At 65.4% G+C, this 16,948-nt stretch carries 13 protein-coding genes; 9 read left to right on the forward strand and 4 right to left on the reverse strand.

The annotated features are described in order from the left end of the window. Nucleotides 1-2: 2 nt before the first annotated feature. Nucleotides 3-1,364, forward strand: a complete 1,362-nt coding sequence (egtB, locus tag J8I26_RS06680) for an ergothioneine biosynthesis protein EgtB (protein WP_245200163.1) — start codon at nt 3-5, stop codon at nt 1,362-1,364. Here the strand turns inward: egtB and J8I26_RS06685 are convergent, their stop codons facing one another. After that, complete coding sequence (locus J8I26_RS06685; RefSeq protein WP_209605406.1) at nt 1,365-2,546, reverse strand: NnrS family protein; 1,182 nt, start codon at nt 2,544-2,546, stop codon at nt 1,365-1,367. A gap of 232 nt (nt 2,547-2,778) precedes the next feature. Continuing rightward, a complete protein-coding gene (locus J8I26_RS06690; protein ID WP_209605408.1) occupies nt 2,779-3,495 on the reverse strand; it encodes a GntR family transcriptional regulator in 717 nt (238 codons plus the stop codon). A 221-nt stretch (nt 3,496-3,716) separates the two neighbouring features. On the opposite strand from J8I26_RS06690, the gene J8I26_RS06695 reads away from it, so the two are divergent. From J8I26_RS06695 to J8I26_RS06710, 4 genes are all read left to right on the forward strand, one after another. Next, complete coding sequence (locus J8I26_RS06695; protein WP_348635293.1) at nt 3,717-5,018, forward strand: MFS transporter; 1,302 nt, start codon at nt 3,717-3,719, stop codon at nt 5,016-5,018. A 44-nt stretch (nt 5,019-5,062) separates the two neighbouring features. Continuing rightward, nucleotides 5,063-6,337, forward strand: coding sequence for a glucarate dehydratase family protein (locus J8I26_RS06700; RefSeq protein WP_209605412.1), 1,275 nt, complete (start codon nt 5,063-5,065; stop codon nt 6,335-6,337). A gap of 77 nt (nt 6,338-6,414) precedes the next feature. After that, nucleotides 6,415-7,812: an MFS transporter gene (locus J8I26_RS06705; RefSeq protein ID WP_209605413.1), complete on the forward strand. Its 1,398-nt coding sequence runs from the start codon at nt 6,415-6,417 to the stop codon at nt 7,810-7,812. 35 nt (nt 7,813-7,847) lie between these two features. Continuing rightward, nucleotides 7,848-8,798 (forward strand): 2-hydroxyacid dehydrogenase, encoded by a 951-nt coding sequence (locus tag J8I26_RS06710; RefSeq protein WP_209605415.1) that lies wholly within the window; start codon nt 7,848-7,850, stop codon nt 8,796-8,798. A gap of 301 nt (nt 8,799-9,099) precedes the next feature. Here the strand turns inward: J8I26_RS06710 and leuA are convergent, their stop codons facing one another. Further along, nucleotides 9,100-10,803 carry a 2-isopropylmalate synthase gene (gene leuA, locus J8I26_RS06715; RefSeq protein WP_209605417.1) on the reverse strand — a complete coding sequence of 568 codons (1,704 nt, stop codon included), beginning with the start codon at nt 10,801-10,803 and terminating at the stop codon, nt 9,100-9,102. Nucleotides 10,804-11,507: 704 nt separating this feature from the next. Between leuA and J8I26_RS06720 the strand changes: the two genes are divergently transcribed. The 4 genes from J8I26_RS06720 to J8I26_RS06735 are packed head-to-tail and all read left to right on the forward strand — an operon-like array spanning nt 11,508 to nt 15,154. Then, a complete protein-coding gene (locus J8I26_RS06720; RefSeq protein WP_209605419.1) occupies nt 11,508-12,149 on the forward strand; it encodes a paraquat-inducible protein A in 642 nt (213 codons plus the stop codon). Beyond that, nucleotides 12,146-12,910 carry a paraquat-inducible protein A gene (locus tag J8I26_RS06725; protein ID WP_209605420.1) on the forward strand — a complete coding sequence of 255 codons (765 nt, stop codon included), beginning with the start codon at nt 12,146-12,148 and terminating at the stop codon, nt 12,908-12,910. Before J8I26_RS06720 ends, J8I26_RS06725 begins: the two co-directional genes overlap by 4 nt. Further along, nucleotides 12,903-14,525 carry an MlaD family protein gene (locus tag J8I26_RS06730; protein ID WP_209605422.1) on the forward strand — a complete coding sequence of 541 codons (1,623 nt, stop codon included), beginning with the start codon at nt 12,903-12,905 and terminating at the stop codon, nt 14,523-14,525. Before J8I26_RS06725 ends, J8I26_RS06730 begins: the two co-directional genes overlap by 8 nt. Beyond that, on the forward strand, nt 14,522-15,154 hold the full coding sequence (locus tag J8I26_RS06735) for a PqiC family protein (protein ID WP_209605424.1): 633 nt from the start codon (nt 14,522-14,524) through the stop codon (nt 15,152-15,154). Before J8I26_RS06730 ends, J8I26_RS06735 begins: the two co-directional genes overlap by 4 nt. 106 nt (nt 15,155-15,260) lie before the next feature. Here J8I26_RS06735 and J8I26_RS06740 read toward each other — a convergent pair whose 3' ends face one another. Continuing rightward, on the reverse strand, nt 15,261-16,823 hold the full coding sequence (locus tag J8I26_RS06740; protein ID WP_209605426.1) for a DEAD/DEAH box helicase: 1,563 nt from the start codon (nt 16,821-16,823) through the stop codon (nt 15,261-15,263). Nucleotides 16,824-16,948 lie beyond the last annotated feature (125 nt).

The raw sequence follows: 16,948 nt of genomic DNA on the forward strand, positions 1-16,948 counted from the left end.
GCATGCCCCATACCGCTACCGCCCTCGCCGATCCCGCCATGGAGGCGGCCATCGACGCCGTGATCGACGCCGCCATCAAAGAGGTCAACCACCACGCCGACGAGCGCGGCACGGGGACGGGCCGCATGAGCGAGCGCTACCGGCGCGTGCGCCGGCAATCGCAGGCGATCGCCGAGCCTTTGTCGGCCGAGGATTGCTGCGTGCAGTCCATGCCCGACGCCAGTCCGATCAAGTGGCACCTGGCGCATACCACCTGGTTCTTCGAGACCTTCATCCTGGAGCGTTTCGAGACCGGCTTTCACGCTTTCCACCCGCAATTCCGCGTGCTGTACAACTCCTACTACGAGGGCGTGGGCGACAAGTTTCCGCGCGCGCAGCGCGGCCTGTTGACGCGTCCTTCGCTGGAGGAGGTGCAGGCCTACCGCGCCAACGTCGACCATCGCATGCTGTTGCTGATCGACGCGCTGGAGGCCGGCGAGGCCGCGCCTGATGAGGCGCAGGAGTCGTCGCACGCGCGCCTGCAGGCGCAGGCTGCGGACTTGCGCGAACTGCTGGTGCTGGGTTTGCAGCATGAGCAGCAACACCAGGAGCTGATGCTGACGGACGTCAAGCACCTGCTGTCCATCAATCCGCTGAGGCCGGCGTATCAGGAGTTGCCGCAGACCGTGCAGAGCGGCGACCCGGCCGAGCTGCCGTTGCGATGGCATCGCATCGACGCCGGCGTGGTGGAGATCGGGCATGAGGGCGAGGGCTTTTGCTTCGACAACGAGACGCCGCGCCACCGGCAATTCGTCGAGGCCTATCAGTGCGCTTCGCGCCTGGTGAACAATGCCGAGTACCAGGCCTTCGTCGAGGACGGCGGATATCGCGATGCGTCGCTGTGGTTGTCCGAGGGCTGGGAGTGGCGCAAGCAGCTGGGCCTGGAGCACCCCATTTATTGGCAGCGCGATGATGCCGGGCGCTGGAGCGAATTCACCGAATACGGCCTGCAAAACCTGGAGCCGCACCGCGCCGCAGTGCACCTGTCTTACTACGAGGCCGATGCCTATGCGCGCTGGGCCGATGCGCGCCTGCTCTCCGAGGCGGAGTGGGAACATGCGGCGGGCCGGCTGCAGGGCAGCGGCCGTGAATTCTTCGGCGTGGCGTGGCAGTGGACCAGCAGCAGCTACGCGCCGTATCCGGGCTACGCGGCGCCGCCGGGGGCGGTGGGCGAGTACAACGGCAAATTCATGGTCAACCAGTACGTCTTGCGCGGCTCGTCGTCGGCTACGCCGCTGAACCATGCGCGGCTGACGTATCGCAATTTCTTCCCGGCGCATGCGCGCTGGCAGGTCACCGGCATCCGCCTGGCGCGCTCGGTTTGATCAGCGCAGGCGCGGCTGCAGCAGCACCGCGCCGTAGCGCGCCACGAACATCAGGAAGGCCAGCGTCCAGCACGCCGCCGACGCGCTCAGCAGCAGGGGCGCCGGCAGCAGCGCCGCGCCGATGCGGCACAGCGCGGCGGCGCTGACGGCGATGTAGATGCCGGTCGTCATGCGGTCGGCTGCCAGCGGGCGTCCGGTGTGTCCCAACGAGACCCGCGTCATCACGCCCAATACCATCGTTCCCATCGCGCCGGCCGTGAGGGCGTGGATCGCCGCCACCTGCAGCCAGGCCATGCCCAGTTGGCTCAGCCCCAGCAGCGCCGCGCCGGCGACCAGCCACAGATACCCCAGATGCAGGATTGCCAGCAGCGGCTCGCCCAGCGTGGCGCGGCCGGCCCAGCGCAGCGTGCGCCACAGGTTCAGCGCGGCGGCCGCCAGCAGGAGCAGGCCGATCGCGCGCACTTGCGGCAGCATCGCCCACGCCAGCAGGCCGCCGTGCAGCGTGGCGGTGGCGGCGATGTCCAGTGCGCGCGAGCCGGTCGGCTGCGCCTGGATACGTTTGGCCGTCAGCCAGTTGCGGGTGAAGGCGGGAATGATGCGCGCGCCGATCACCGCGATCAGGATGCTGACGGCCGCCATCGCCAGGCGCCAGCCGAGGCCATCGGCGATGGGAATGCCGAGGTCGACGCCGGCCTGTTGCAGGTGCATCAGCAGGCTGGCCACGCCCAGCAGCGCAACCGGGATCGGCATCGGCAGGTTGCGGCGATTGCCGGCGCCGACGATCTCACGCCACGCCAGTGTGCACACCATCGCGGGGAAGGCTACATCCACCGCCGCCGCCAGCCACCACGGCAGGTACAGCGACACCGCACCGACGATTCGTCCCAGCAGCCACACCACGGCCAGCGCGCCGAGCATTGCGCCGCGCACGGGAGGGCGGCCGGTCCAGTTGGGAATGGCGGTCAGCAGGAAACCGGCGACCGCGGCAAGGATCCAGCCGAACAGCATTTCATGGATATGCCAGGACAGCGGATCGAAGCGGCTGGGCAAGATCAGGCCGCCATGTAGCATGCCCATCCACAGGATGATGGAGACGGCGGCCCACAGGCTGCCGAGCAGGAAGAAGGGGCGAAACGCCAGCGTCAGCAGCGCCTGGCGCCAGGTGGCGTTGGGGTGGTTCATGCAGATCTCCCGCGATGGCTTGAAGAGGGCAGGGGACGAGAGAGGCCCATGCGCTGCCGGCATCGGGCATGCATGAACGACGTCCAGTTTGGTCTGCTCCCATTCTAAGGACGTCCGCGCACGCTGGATTTGCGCTGTCGCAAACGCCGTGCATGCGGCAGCGCAGGTGCGCATGGTTGTCATCCATGCGGTCCGATGCGGGGACGCGGGGGATGAACTGCGCGGGAGGCGCTTATTCCTTGAGGTAGTTGGGGAAGCGCTGGCGGATGTCATCCAAGTGCGACAGCGTGCCCGAGAGGTGTTCGCGCAGCGCTGCCTGGGCGGCGTCGCTGTCGCCGGCGGCGATGGCGTCGACGATGGCGATGTGATCGGCGATCACGCGCCGGGTCTTGCCGGGGATGGGAATGTGCAGGTTGCGCAGACGGTCTAGGCTGCCGCTCTGGCGACGCACCATGGTCCACAGTTCCGGCACCTGGGCCGCCTCGTACATGTAGCGATGGAAGGCCTGGTCCGCCAGCACGAACTCGGCGTAGTTCTCCCGCTCGGCCAATACTTTTTGCAGCTCGATGCTGTCGCGCAGCCGCGTCACCAGCACCGGTGAGGGGGCCTGGGCCAGCGTATGCACGATCTCAAGTTCGATGGAGCGGCGCAGGAAATGCGCTTGGCGCGCCATCGACACATTGACCGCACTGACCACCGTCGCATGCTGCGGAAAGATATCCACCAGACCTTCTTCACCCAGCTTGATCAGGGCATCGCGGATCGGCGTCTGGCTCAGGCCGTATTGCGCGGCGAGGTCGGCGCGCTGCAGGACGGTGCCCGGCGCGATGCGGACGGTGACGATCTGCTCGCGCAGGTGCTCGAAGACTTGCGGCGCGGCATGACGCGAACGGTCAAGCGTCAGCGGCACGAGGCCGGATGGGGCGGGTTCCGTGGTGATGGTGCTCATGGTCGAACGATGTTTGTTTCAGGACGAACCTTGCAGGGCGATGGTCTTGGGCCGTCTTCCAGGTGGGTGGAAGCGGTGGGACGTTGCCTGCAAGTCCATGAATGGTAACCGTTTTATGCATGTTGACACACTAATATATTAGTGTTTTAATGAATCCGCCAACAAGAAAACAAGACGAGGAGACCCTCTTGAATACCGCCAAGCAAGTCGCGTCCGACCCTGTGCATCCGGCCGACGGCGCCATCGCGCCGTCGGTGCTGGCGCAGGCGGTGAGCAAGATCAAGCAGCGCGTGTTGCCGCTGTTCGTGATCATGTTCATCGTCAACTACATCGATCGCGTCAATATCGGTTTCGTGCGCAGCCACCTGGCGGCCGACGTCGGCATTGGCACCGCGGCTTACGGGCTCGGGGCAGGGCTGTTCTTCGTCGGCTATGCGATCTTCGAGGTGCCGTCCAACATCCTGTTGCAGCGTTTCGGCGCCAAGGCCTGGCTGACCCGCATCATGGCCACCTGGGGACTGGCGGCCACCGCCATGGCCTTCGTCCACAACGAGACCACCTTCTATCTGCTGCGCTTTTTGCTGGGCGCGGCCGAGGCTGGATTCTTCCCGGGCGTGATCTATTACTTCACGCAGTGGCTGCCGGCCAGCGAGCGCGGCCGCGCCATGGCGATCTTCCTGTCCGGTTCGGCGCTGGCGTCGATCCTCTCGGGGCCGGTGTCGGGCGGCTTGCTGCAGCTGGACGGCGGCGGCCTGCATGGCTGGCAATGGATGTTCATCATCGAAGGCATGGCCTCGGTGCTGCTGTGCGGCGTGGTGTGGTTTTGGCTGGACTCCATGCCCTCGGATGCCAAGTGGCTCTCCGCCGCCGAGCGCGACGCGGTGACCCAATCGGTGCTGGCCGAGCAGCTTGAGCGCGTGAAGCACCGGCCGGCCCACGGCTCGCCTTGGCGCCTGCTGGGCGACATGCAGATCCTGGTGTTCTGCTTCATCTACTTCTCGATCTCGCTGACCATCTACGGCGCCACCTTCTGGCTGCCCAGCATCATCCGCAAGATGGGGCAGTACAGCGACTTCCAGGTCGGCCTGTTCAACTCCATTCCCTGGCTCATCTCGATCGTGGCCATGTACGCCTTCGCCGCGCTGGCCGCGCGCTTCAAGCACCAGCAGGCCTGGGCCGCCACCGCGCTGGTGATCGCCGCCATCGGCATGTATGTCTCCACCTTCGGCGGGCCGGTGTTCGCCTTCGTCTCGATCTGTTTTGCGGCGGTCGGGTTCAAGGCGGCGTCCTCGCTGTTCTGGCCGTTGCCGCAGTCGTATCTGGATGCGCGCATCGCCGCCGGCGTGATCGCGTTGATCAACTCCATCGGCAACCTCGGCGGCTTCGTGGCGCCGGCCACCTTTGGCTTCCTTGAGCAGCGCACCGGTTCCATCGAGGGCGGCTTGCTGGGCCTGTCCGTCACCTCGCTGGTGGCGGCGGTGGTGGTGTTCTATGCCCGCGCCCGGCCCGGGCGCAAGTCATGAGCGCCTGACCACCTACTTTCCTCATTCCAAGCAAAGAGCACAACATGAAAATCACCCGCGTCACCGTGACCCCGATCGCCTTCAAGGACGGCCCGCTGCTCAACGCCGCCGGCATCCACGAACCCTATGCCCTGCGTTCCATCATCGAGATCGAGACCGACAACGGCTATCTCGGCCTGGGCGAAAGCTACGGCGACGCGCCGGCGCTGGCGCTGCTGGACAAGGTCAAGGGTGAGCTGGTCGGCCTGGATCCGTTCAACCTCAACGGCCTGCGCGCCATCGTGCGCCGCGTAGTGGCGGGCATGGCGCCGGCCAGCGCGCCGGGCGCCGAGCTGGCCCCCGGTTCGCACGCCAGCAAGGCGGTGTCGAATACTTATTCCGCGTTTGAAGTGGCGTGCCTGGATGTGCAGGCGCACTACCTGAAGGTGCCGCTGGTGGACTTGCTGGGCGGCGCGGTGCGCAAGGAGGTGCCGTTCAGCGCCTATCTCTTCTTCAAGTATGCGCAGCACATCGATACGCCTTATGCGCCGGATGCCTGGGGCGAGGCGCTGAGCGAAGAGCAGATCGTGGCGCAGGCGCGCAGGATGATCGATGCGCACGGCTTCGAGAGCATCAAGCTCAAGGCCGGCACGCTGCCGCCGGAGCATGAGGTGGCCTGCATCAAGGCGCTGAAGAAGGCCTTCCCCAACGCGCCGCTGCGCATCGACCCGAACGGCAACTGGTCGCTGGAAACCGCCATCCGCATGGCCGAGTTGCTGGGCGACGACCTGCAGTACTACGAAGATCCCACCCCCGGCCTGGAGGGCATGGCCGAATTGCACAAGCGCACCGGCCTGCCGCTGGCCACCAACATGGTGGTCACCGACTTTGACGAACTGCGCCGCAGCGTGGCCCTGAACAGCGTGCAGATCGTGCTGGCCGACCACCACTATTGGGGCGGCCTGCGCGACACCCAGCAACTGGCGAAGATGTGCGACGTGTTCGGGCTGGGCGTGTCGATGCATTCCAACTCGCACCTGGGCATCAGCCTGATGGCCATGTCGCACGTTGCGGCCGCGGTGGAAAACCTGTCCTATGCCTGCGATACGCATTACCCCTGGCAAGAGGCCGACGAGGAAGTCATCAAGGGCGGCAAGCTGCCCATCCGCAACGGCTGCGTGCAGATCACCGATGCGCCCGGCCTGGGCGTGGAGCTGGATCGCGACCAGCTGGCCAAGCTACATGAGCTCTACCTCTCCTGCGGCATCCGCCAGCGCGACGACGTGGCGCAGATGCGCAAGTACAAGCCGGACTGGAAGGCGGTCAAGCCGCGCTTCTGAGGCGGTTGCGCAGGCTGGCATCCCCATCAACTCAAGTGTCGTCACCAGAACAGAACAAGACACGAACGGAGACAACGATGATTTCAGACGAAGCAGCATCAGCAGCACCAGCAACATCGGCAGCAGACAAGACCACCAGGGCAGACGCAGCGGCCGCAGCGCTGCCCCGCACCCGCAAGCGCTACATGGTGCTAGCGACCATCCTGCTGCTGGCCACGATTGCCTACGCCGACCGCGCCATCCTGTCGGTGGCGGCGCCGGGCATCGTCAAGGAGTTCGGCTTGACGCCGGTGCAGCTGGGCTATGTGTTGTCGGCCTTCAGCTGGGCCTATGTGATCGGGCAGATTCCGGGCGGGCTGCTGCTGGACAAGGTCGGCAGCAAGAAGCTTTACCTGTTCACACTGGTGGCCTGGTCGGTGGCCACCATCCTGGTGGGCTTCGTCGGCGAGGTCACCACTGACACCTCGATTGCGCTGAGCCTGCTGTTTGCGCTGCGATTCGCGCTGGGCTTCATCGAGGCGCCGAGCTTTCCTGCCAACAGCCGCGTCACCGTGATGTGGTTCCCGAAGCAGGAACGCGGGCTGGCGGCGGCGCTGTTTGCCTCCGCCTCCTACTTCGCGGTGGCGATCTTCACGCCCATCGCCGGCTGGCTCTCCGGCAAGTTCGGCTGGCCCGCGCCGTTCTTCGTGCTGGGCCTGTTCGGCATCGCGGCGGCCGGCGTGTGGATCGTGGTGATGCACGAGCCGCACAAGCATCCGAAGATCTCCAGATCCGAACTCGACTACATCGTCGAGGGCGGCGCCATGGTCGACATCGACACCCTGGTGACCCGGCACGCGCGTCCCGCGCTGTCGTGGAAAATGGTCGGGGTGCTGTTGAGCAATCGCATGCTGTGGTGCTCCTACATCGGGCAATACTGCGTGATCGCGCTGAGCTACTTCTTCATCACCTGGTTCCCGATCTACCTGGTGCAGGCGCGCGGCATGAGCGTGATGCAGGCTGGCGTCTCGACCGTGTTGCCGGCGGTGGCCGGCTTCATCGGCGGCATTTCCGGCGGCATGATTTCGGACTGGCTGATCCGGCGCGGCTGGAGCCCGTCGTGGGCGCGCAAGACGCCATACATCGTCGGCATGCTGATCGGCTGCTGCCTGGTGCTGGCCGCCTTCGCCCAGAGCAATATGGTGATCGTGGTGCTGATGACGCTGGCCTTCTTCGGCAAGGGCGTGGCCACCGGCGCCGGCACCTGGGCCATCGCCTGCGACACGGCGCCGCGCGAGGCGCTGGGACTGGCCGCATCGATCTTCAACTGCGTCGGCAACATCGCCGGCATCGTCACGCCTATCGTGTTCGGCTACATCGTCCAGGCCACCGGCGGCTATACCGCAGGCCTGTACTTCGTCGCCGCCCATTGCCTGGTGGCCGCGGTGGTGTATCTGCTCTTCATGGGCAAGATCGAGCGGGTCGAGATATCCTGAACGCCGCTTCATCCACATTCCACCCATTGCACACCATGACCACCAAGCCCACCATTCTGCTGGCAGCCGATCTGCCGGACTGGACGCAACAAGAGCTGCATGCGCTCTTCGACGTGATCGAACTCTCCGCCGACGCCGCCGCTGCGCAGGCGCAACTCAAGCAGCACGGCCCGCACATCCGCGGCATGGCCTTGCGCAAGACCAAGGTCAACGCCGCCTTGCTGGACCAACTGCCGGCGCTGGAGATCATCTCCAGCTACAGCGCGGGTTTGGACAATGTCGACGTGCCGGCGGTCAAGGCGCGCGGCGTCGTGCTGGAAAATACCTCCCACGTGCTGGCCGAAGACGTGGCCAACACCGCGCTCGGCCTGGCGCTGGCGGTCACGCGGGACTTCATCAACGCCGACGCGTTCGTGCGCAGCGGGCGCTGGCCGGAGCATGGCCATTACTCGCTGGGACATTCCATCTCGCGCATGAAGGTCGGCGTGGTCGGCATGGGAACGATAGGCTCGGCCATCGCGCGCCGCCTGGCGGCCTTCGGTTCGCAGGTGGCCTACTACGGGCCGAACCGCAAGCCGATCAACCTGCCTTATTACGATGACGTGGTGCGCCTGGCGGCCGACTGCGACATGCTGATCCTGACCTGCCCGCTGTCCAAAGAGACCCATCACCTGGTCAACACCGAGGTCCTCGCGGCGCTCGGCCCGCGCGGCTTCCTGGTCAATATTGCCCGTGGTCCGGTGGTGGACGAGGCGGCCCTGGTCGCCGCGCTGGCCAACGACAGCATCGCAGGCGCGGCGCTGGATGTGTTCGAGTACGAGCCCGAGGTGCCGTCGGCTTTCATCCAGGACCGCAGGCTGGTGCTGACGCCGCACATCGGTTCGGCAACGCAGGAGGCGCGCCGCGGCATGGCGGAGCACGTGGTCGATACGCTGGCCAGGCATTTCGGCCTGGCCGGCCCGCGTGCGCCGGCGGCGCATTCCTGATGGCAGGGCCGCAGCGGCAGCGCTTGCGGCAAAGATTTTTCGTCTGATTGGGAGCGGTTCTCCGGCTCCTTTATGCCAGATTCCGATGCATCGGAATCTGGCATTTTTTATGGCCGGGAGCCAAGGGGAGGGGCAGTGACCCGTGCCGGATGCGGCGGCATGCAGCAGAATCCGGCGCGCCAGGAGCCAAATGCAGCAAGCGCCAACAAACAAAAACGCCGACCTGTAGGTCGGCGTTTTTTTCAGGAGCAGTCGCCGGGATCGCCGGCGGTTTTCCGTGAGCGGTGAATACGCTGTGCGATCAGGCCGCCTTGGCGCTGGCGGAGCCGCCCTGGTTGGCGCTCTCGCTGATGGCGATCTGGCGGTTCACGGCCGACAGCACAGCGCGGAAGGACGCGGTGACGATGTTGGCGTCGATGCCCACGCCGAAGCCGGTCGGCGCTTCGTTCAGGCGCAGCTCGATGTAGCTGGCCGCCTTGGCATCGGCGCCGGCGCCGATGGCGTGCTCATGGAAGTCCATCAGCTTGATGTCCAGGCCCAGCGCATGCACGAAGGCGTCGATCGGGCCGTTGCCGCTGCCGCGCACGGTGACCGGCTGGCCGTTGCGCACGATGTCGACTTCGATGTTGATCGACTCCGCCTTGGAGGAGTCTTCCGACATGCGGTGCGCGCGGTAGACGTAGGGCTCGCTGCGGTCCAGGTACTCGCTCTTGAAGATGGAGTAGATGTCGGCCGCGTTGATTTCCTTGCCGGTGGCGTCGGCCTCGCGCTGGATGGCGCGCGAGAATTCGATCTGCAGGCGGCGCGGCATGGCCAGGCCGTATTCCTGTTCCAGCAGGTAGGCCATGCCGCCCTTGCCGGACTGGCTGTTGACGCGGATCACGGCGTCGTAGCTGCGGCCCAGGTCGGCCGGATCGATCGGCAGGTAGGGGACTTCCCAGATGGCGTCGGCCTGTTGCTTGGCGAAGCCCTTCTTGATCGCATCCTGGTGCGAGCCGGAGAAGGCGGTGAAGACCAGGTCGCCCACGTACGGATGACGCGGGTGGACCGGGATCTGGTTGCACTCCTCGACCACCTGGCGCACCACGTCGATGTCGGAGAAGTCCAGGCCCGGGTTCACGCCCTGGGTGTACAGGTTCAATGCCAGTGTGACCAGGTCGACGTTGCCGGTGCGCTCGCCGTTGCCGAACAGGCAGCCTTCGACGCGGTCGGCGCCGGCCATCACGGCCAGCTCGGCCGAGGCGATTGCGGTGCCGCGGTCATTGTGCGGGTGCACCGAGATGATGGCGGACTCGCGGTGTTTCAGGTTGCGGCACATCCATTCGATCTGGTCGGCGTAGACGTTGGGGGTGCTGCACTCGACGGTGGAGGGCAGGTTCAGGATGATCTTGCGCTCGGGCGTGGCGCCCCAGGTTTCGCAGACGGCGTCGCAGATGTCCTTGGAGAAGTCCAGCTCGGTGGTGCTGAAGGATTCCGGCGAGTACTCGAAGCGCCAGTCGGTGCCCGGACGCGCGTCGGTCAGTTCTTTGACCAGCTTGGTGCCGGTGACGGCGATGTTCTTGATCTCGTCGCGCGACATGTTGAAGACGATCTTGCGGAAGGCCGGCGCCACCGAGTTATACAGGTGGACGATGGCCTGCTTGGCGCCTTCCAGCGACTCGACGGTGCGGCGGATCAGTTCTTCGCGCGACTGGGTCAGCACGATGATGGTGACGTCGTCGGGGATGCGGTTTTCGGTGATCAGCTTGCGCACGAAGTCGAAGTCGGTCTGCGAGGCGGAGGGGAAGCCGACTTCGATTTCCTTCAGGCCGGTCTTGAGCAGCAACTCGAAGAAGCGCAGTTTGCGCTCGGCGTTCATCGGCTCGATCAGTGCCTGGTTGCCGTCGCGCAGGTCGGTGCTCATCCAGATCGGCGGGGTGGCGATGACCTTGGACGGCCAGGTGCGATCAGGCAGGTCGATGGCGGGGAAGGCGCGGTACTTGGCGGCAGGGTTGCTTAACATCATGATGAACCTCTTTGGTCTTTGATTCGTGAATCTTCAATTCGGTGGAACGGCGTCAGATGTGGCGGATCGGGTTGCCTGGCTGCCACGTGCGCGTGGCCAGGCAACCCGTCATAGAGCCAGAAGCGGGATCACTCCATGCGCGCGCCGGGCATGCTGTGTGCGGTTGGTGCGAGTTGTCGTCGACATCGGATGCATGATGGCTTCGCTTGGTATTGCGGTGACGGCAACTGGTGCGCCACTGCGGTTGTACTGCAAGGGTGCTGCGTTTGATTTTTGTATGCCGATGCGCGGAACTCAGCGGACTCTCGGCAAACTAGCGACTGCGGCGGATTAGCGCGAAGCTAGTAGTAGCGACACTGGTAGCAACGCTAGCAGGGCGCTGGCGCTGTTCAGTAGTAGGAAGAATTTTGCTGCGGAAATCATCTGATGACTGTAGAAGATTGCCGCTTGGCTTGTCAAGCGCTATCTTCTTTACAAGCGCAAATGCATTCCAATGCGCAATATATTTGTTGTTAGAATCGTCAGGTAAATTACCTGTCGGTCATTAATTGTTGATGTGCTTGTTTGTTGCGTCAGGCCGAACAAGCAAAATATCGATCAATTGAACGCGCCGCGTCGATTTCGCTCAAAATGGAGCGCTGCACTGCTGCCACGAATGGCCGACGCCGCCGATAACAATAGCCAGAAAGCCGATCAAGTCATCCATGCAGAAACGCCCGGATCTCATCGTTTGCGAAGAATGTGACGCCGTCTATCACCGTCCCCGCCTGGGGCACTGTGAAGTCGCGCGCTGTCTGCGCTGCGACGCCGAGCTCGACCGCGACACCGGCAAGCGCCTGGAGCGCCTGCTGCCGCTGACGGCCGGGGCGCTGGTGCTGTTCGTGATCGCCAACGCCTTTCCCATCGTTTCCATCGAATTGCAGGGCCTCTCCAGCGACACCACGCTGTTTGGCGCAGTGCTGGCGCTGGCGCGCGACGGCATGTCGGAGGTGGCGCTGCTGGTCGCGGCCACCACCTTGCTTTTCCCGCTGATCCAGATGCTGGTGCTGTTCTACCTGCTGCTGCCATCCTCCCGGCTGGAACGCCCGCCCGGCTTCGTGCTGCTGCTGCGCCTGATGCAGGCGGCGCGGCCGTGGGGCATGATCGAGGTGTTCATGCTGGGCATCCTGGTGGCGCTGATCAAACTGTCCAACATGGCCGAGGTGATTCCCGGCCCGGCCCTGTGGTCGTTCGGCGCGCTGACCGTGCTGCTGACCGTGGTGGTGTCGTTCAACCCGCGCTACATCTGGCATATCTGCGAGCAGAAGCAGGTGCTGCGCGAGGCTGTCGAGGAGCATTCCGCATGAGCGGCCCCGCGCAAACCGGGGCGCTGGAGCCTTCCACAGGCGCGCCCGCTACGGCGGCTGCGGCGCCGGTACAGGATGCCATCGAGCTGGGCGTGATCGGCTGTCACCATTGCGGCACCGTCTGGGAGGGCGCGCGCCCCAACGAGCGCTGCGGCGTGTGCGATGCGCCGCTGCATGTGCGCAAGATCGACAGCCTGAACCGCACCTGGGCGCTGCTGATCGCCGCCTGCATCATGTATATCCCGGCCAACCTGATGCCGGTGATGATTACCCGTACGCTGTTCGACGAGCAGCGCGACACCATCCTCTCCGGCGTCATCTATTTCTGGACCTCGGGCGAATGGGGCCTGGCGCTGGTGGTGTTCGTGGCCAGCTTCCTGGTGCCGTTGTTCAAGCTGGCCGCGCTGATCATCCTGGTGCTGTCGGCGCGCCGGCGCACCAGCTGGCAACGGCTGCAGCGCGCCAAGTTGTATCGCGTGATCGAGACCATCGGCCGCTGGTCCATGCTGGACGTGTTCGTAGTCTCGGTGCTGACGGGCCTGGTGAAGATCCATGGGTTCGCCGACGTCCACGCCGGCATCGGCATCGCCGCCTTTGGCGCGGTGGTGGTGCTGACCATGCTGGCGTCGCTGGCCTTCGATCCGCGCCTGATCTGGGATGATGCGGACGCCCTCCAGCGCAAGGAACAAACTGCCGACGTGGCCGCCATCGATCAAGAAATCGCACAAGAAATCGAAAACCTGAAGGAACGCAATGACTGAACCGCACGACGAAAAACCGGCGCTGCTGCAGCCCAGGCGAGAGCGCCGGCGCAACTGGCTGCCTTCGCTGGTCTGGTTGATTCCCATCATCGCGGCCATCGTGGGCCTGACCTTGGTGGCCAAGATCCTGGTCGACCGCGGCCCGGTGGTGACTGTGAGTTTCCGCTCGGCCGAAGGCCTGGAAGCCGGCAAGACCAAGGTCAAGTACAAGGACGTGGACATCGGCCAGGTGCAGGCGATCAAGCTGGCCGAGGACCGCTCGCACGTGCTGGTTTCGATCCAGCTGACCAAGGAAGCTTCGGGCTTCAACGCCGAGGACACCCGCTACTGGGTGGTGCGCCCGCGCATCGCGGCTTCCGGCATCTCGGGCCTGGGCACGCTGCTGTCGGGCGCCTATATCGGCGTCGACGCCGGCGCCTCGGACGAGACCCGCAAGGAATTCGTCGGCCTGGAGCAGCCGCCCATCGTCACGCGCGATGCTTCCGGCCGCCAGTTCGTGCTGCACACCGCCGACCTCGGCTCGCTGGACATCGGCACGCCGGTGTTCTACCGTCGCATCAAGGTCGGCCAGGTGATGGCCTATGATTTGGACGAAGACGGCCGCGGCGTGACGCTGCGCGTCTTCGTCAATGCACCCTACGACAAATTCATCACGCTCAATTCGCGCTTCTGGCACGCCAGCGGCTTCGACATGGAGCTCAATGCCAGCGGCTTCAAGCTGCATACGCAGGCGCTGTCCACCGTGGTGCTGGGCGGCATCGCCTTCCGCGACCGCGACGAGGACGTCAAGGCCGAGCCCGCCAAGGAGGGCACTGAGTACCAGCTGGTGGACGACGAAGCCACCGCCATGAAGGATCCGGACGGCGCGCCGCAGACCGTGCTGCTGTACTTCGACCAGTCGCTGCGCGGCCTGCAGCCTGGCGCCACGGTCGACTTCCGCGGTGTGGTGCTGGGCGAGGTGAAGAACATCGGCATCGAGTACGACCGCAGCAAGGGCGAGTTCCGCATGCCGGTGACGGTGCAGATCTTCCCGGATCGCCTCGGCCGCCGCTTCAACCAGGAGGTCAACGGCCCGCGCCATCCGGCCGCCGAACGCTTGAAGTTCATGGTCAAGCGCGGCCTGCGCGCCCAGCTGCGCAACGGCAACCTGCTGACCGGCCAGCTGTACGTGGCGATCGATTTCTTCCCCAAGGCCAAGCCGGTGCAGATCGATACCGACAAGGTTCCGCTCGAGCTACCCACCATCCCGGGCAGCCTGGACGAGCTGCAAACGCAGCTGGCCGACATCGCCGGCAAGCTGGCCAAGGTGCCGTTCGACGAAATCGGCCGCGACCTCCAAACCACCGTGAAGACGCTCAACAAGACGCTCTCCACGGCCGAGCAGACCGCCGCGCGTATCAACAACGACATCGCGCCGGAAATGATGGCCGCCATGAAGGACGCGCGCAAGACGCTCAACGCGGCCGAGCGCACGCTGTCCGACGATGCGCCGCTGCAGCAGGACGTGCGCCAGACCATGCAGGAACTGTCGCGCGCGGCCGCGTCCATCCGTATCCTCACCGATTACCTGCAGCAGCATCCGGAATCGCTGATTCGCGGCAAACAGGAGCCATGATGTCCCATCACAAGAACAATTCCCTGAAGTCCCTGGCCGCCGCCGCGCTGGCCGCTGCGGTGCTGGCCGCCTGCGGCAGCTCGCCGCCGGCGCAGTTCTATACCTTGTCGGCGCCGTCGGCCAACGTCGGCGCGGTGCGGGCGCAAGGCCCACAGACCTTCATCGAAGTCATGCCGGTGGCGGTGCCCGACCGCCTGGCGCGGCCGCAGCTGGTGGTGCGCAGCGATGCCGCCAAGCTGGACGTACTGGAGCAGGAACGCTGGTCCTCGCCCTTCAACAACGAACTGCGCGATGCGCTGGCCTCCGGTGTGGCCGCGCGCCTCGGCGCGATCGACGTTTCTCGCAGCGGGCGCCCGGCCGACCAGGCCAGCTACCGCATCAACGTCGAACTGCGCGACATGGACGCCGTGCGCAACGACAAGGTACAGGCCAGCTTCGGCTGGACCGTGACGCGTTCGGACGACCGCAAGAGCGCGGTGTGCCGCATGACTGTGGTGGAGCCGGTGTCCGGCGGCAGCGCCGGCGACGTGGTGCTGGCGATGCAAAAGGCGGTGGGCAATGTGGCCGACGCCATTGCCGCCAATGTGCGGGCCTTGCAGACGGGGCAGGGTGCCCAGTGCGCCGGCTGATGCCGGCTCTGGATCCAGGGTTTGCGCCCATGAAAAAAGCCGCTTCATTCGAAGCGGCTTTTTTGTTGGTGCGGTCCTGCCTTGGCGCAGAACCGTCGGCCGGCGATCAGCGGTCGCCGTAGGAGCGACGCGGGCCGTCCGAGCGGAAGCCGCCGCCGTTGCCCTTGTAGCCGCCGCCGCCGCCGCCTTCGCGACGCGGGCCGTTGCCGGCCGGCTTGCCGCCGAAGCTGCGGTTGTCACGGTTGCCGTAGCCGCCTTCGCGGTTGCCGCCTTCACGGTTGTAGCCGCCTTCGCGCTGGCTATGGCCGCCTTCACGATTGCCGCCGTAGCCGCCGCCTTCGCGATGACCATGACCGCCGCCGCCTTCGCGGTTACCGAAGCGCGGGCCGTTGCCGTGATGGCCGCGGCCGTCGCCCGGACGCCAGTTGTTGGGCTTGCGCGGACCGCGCGGAGCGGCCGCTTTCTTCGGCTCGTAGCCTTCGACCACGTCAACCGGAATGCTTTGCTTGGTGAAGCGCTCGATGCGCTTGACGTGCATGCCTTCGGAGTGGTTCACCAGCGAGATCGCCACGCCCTTGCGGCCGGCACGGCCGGTACGGCCGATGCGGTGCACGTAGTCTTCGGCGAACTTGGGCAGGTCGTAGTTGAACACGTGGGTGATGCCCGGCACGTCGATGCCGCGCGCGGCGACGTCGGTGGCCACCAGCATGCGGACCTGGCCGCGGCGCAGGCTGTTCAGGGTGCGGTTGCGCGCGCCCTGGTGCATGTCGCCGTGCAGAGCGGCAGCGGCGAAGCCGGCGATGTTCAGGCGGTCGGCGATGGTGTCGGCGTCACGCTTGGTGGCGGTGAAGATCACGGCCTGGTCGATCGAGGTGTCGCGCAGCAGGTGATCCAGCAGGCGGTTCTTGTGCGACAGGTCGTCCACGAAGTGCACGCGCTGCATGATGTTCTCATGGCGGGTCGACGAGCTGGCGATCTGGATGGTCAGCGGATTGTTGGTGATGCGCTTGGCCATGTTGCCGACGACGCCGTCCAGCGTGGCCGAGAACAGCATGGTCTGGCGCGTGGCCGGGGTGGCGGCGACGATCTTTTCGATGTCGTCGATGAAGCCCATGTCCAGCATGCGGTCGGCTTCGTCCAGCACCAGGATCTGCAGTTGCGAGAAGTCGATCTTGCCCGACTCCATATGGTCGATCAGGCGACCCGGGGTCGCGACCAGGATTTCAGGGTTCTTCGACAGCAGTTGCATCTGCTTCGGGTAAGGCATGCCGCCCAGGATCGACACGGCGCGCACGCGGCGCATGTACGAACCGTACTTGTCGGTGGCGGTGGTCACTTGCAGGGCCAGTTCGCGGGTCGGGGTCAGCACCAGCATCTTGGGCTGCGCCGGGGTGTAGCGCGGACGCTCACCGCGGGCGCGGCTGGCCTGGCGTTCTTGATTAGGGGTGCGTGCTGCTTGCGGCGCCTGCGGCAGGTCTGCCAGCTTGTGCAGTGACGGCAGCATGAAGGCGGCGGTCTTGCCCGAGCCGGTCTGCGAGGAAACCAGCAGATCCTGGCCGTCGATGGCAGCGGGAATGGCCTTTTCCTGGACCGGGGTCGGGTTGGTATAGCCTGCTTCGGTCAGTGCTTTGATGATCGAAGGGTTCAGGCCAAGTGCTTCAAAAGTCATAATCTCTTTCGTGAATGTGAACGTCAGGCACGACTCCGCAGGCGCGTGCAAACGCGCCGGGCATCAATGGCCTGAACGAAAAAAAGCAACGCCAACCGACGAAATGACTATGAAAAATACAAAGA

Source organism: Herbaspirillum sp. LeCh32-8, from assembly GCF_017814915.1.
Classification (GTDB): Bacteria; Pseudomonadota; Gammaproteobacteria; order Burkholderiales; family Burkholderiaceae_D; genus Herbaspirillum.

Bases quoted from the DNA above. Each gene is read 5' to 3' on its own strand.
- egtB (WP_245200163.1), top strand. From the start codon at position 3: ATGCCCCATACCGCTACCGCCCTCGCCGATCCCGCCATGGAGGCGGCC.
- J8I26_RS06685 (WP_209605406.1), bottom strand. From the start codon at position 2,546: ATGAACCACCCCAACGCCACCTGGCGCCAGGCGCTGCTGACGCTGGCG.
- J8I26_RS06690 (WP_209605408.1), bottom strand. From the start codon at position 3,495: ATGAGCACCATCACCACGGAACCCGCCCCATCCGGCCTCGTGCCGCTG.
- J8I26_RS06700 (WP_209605412.1), top strand. From the start codon at position 5,063: ATGAAAATCACCCGCGTCACCGTGACCCCGATCGCCTTCAAGGACGGC.
- J8I26_RS06705 (WP_209605413.1), top strand. From the start codon at position 6,415: ATGATTTCAGACGAAGCAGCATCAGCAGCACCAGCAACATCGGCAGCA.
- J8I26_RS06710 (WP_209605415.1), top strand. From the start codon at position 7,848: ATGACCACCAAGCCCACCATTCTGCTGGCAGCCGATCTGCCGGACTGG.
- leuA (WP_209605417.1), bottom strand. From the start codon at position 10,803: ATGATGTTAAGCAACCCTGCCGCCAAGTACCGCGCCTTCCCCGCCATC.
- J8I26_RS06720 (WP_209605419.1), top strand. From the start codon at position 11,508: ATGCAGAAACGCCCGGATCTCATCGTTTGCGAAGAATGTGACGCCGTC.
- J8I26_RS06725 (WP_209605420.1), top strand. From the start codon at position 12,146: ATGAGCGGCCCCGCGCAAACCGGGGCGCTGGAGCCTTCCACAGGCGCG.
- J8I26_RS06730 (WP_209605422.1), top strand. From the start codon at position 12,903: ATGACTGAACCGCACGACGAAAAACCGGCGCTGCTGCAGCCCAGGCGA.
- J8I26_RS06735 (WP_209605424.1), top strand. From the start codon at position 14,522: ATGATGTCCCATCACAAGAACAATTCCCTGAAGTCCCTGGCCGCCGCC.
- J8I26_RS06740 (WP_209605426.1), bottom strand. From the start codon at position 16,823: ATGACTTTTGAAGCACTTGGCCTGAACCCTTCGATCATCAAAGCACTG.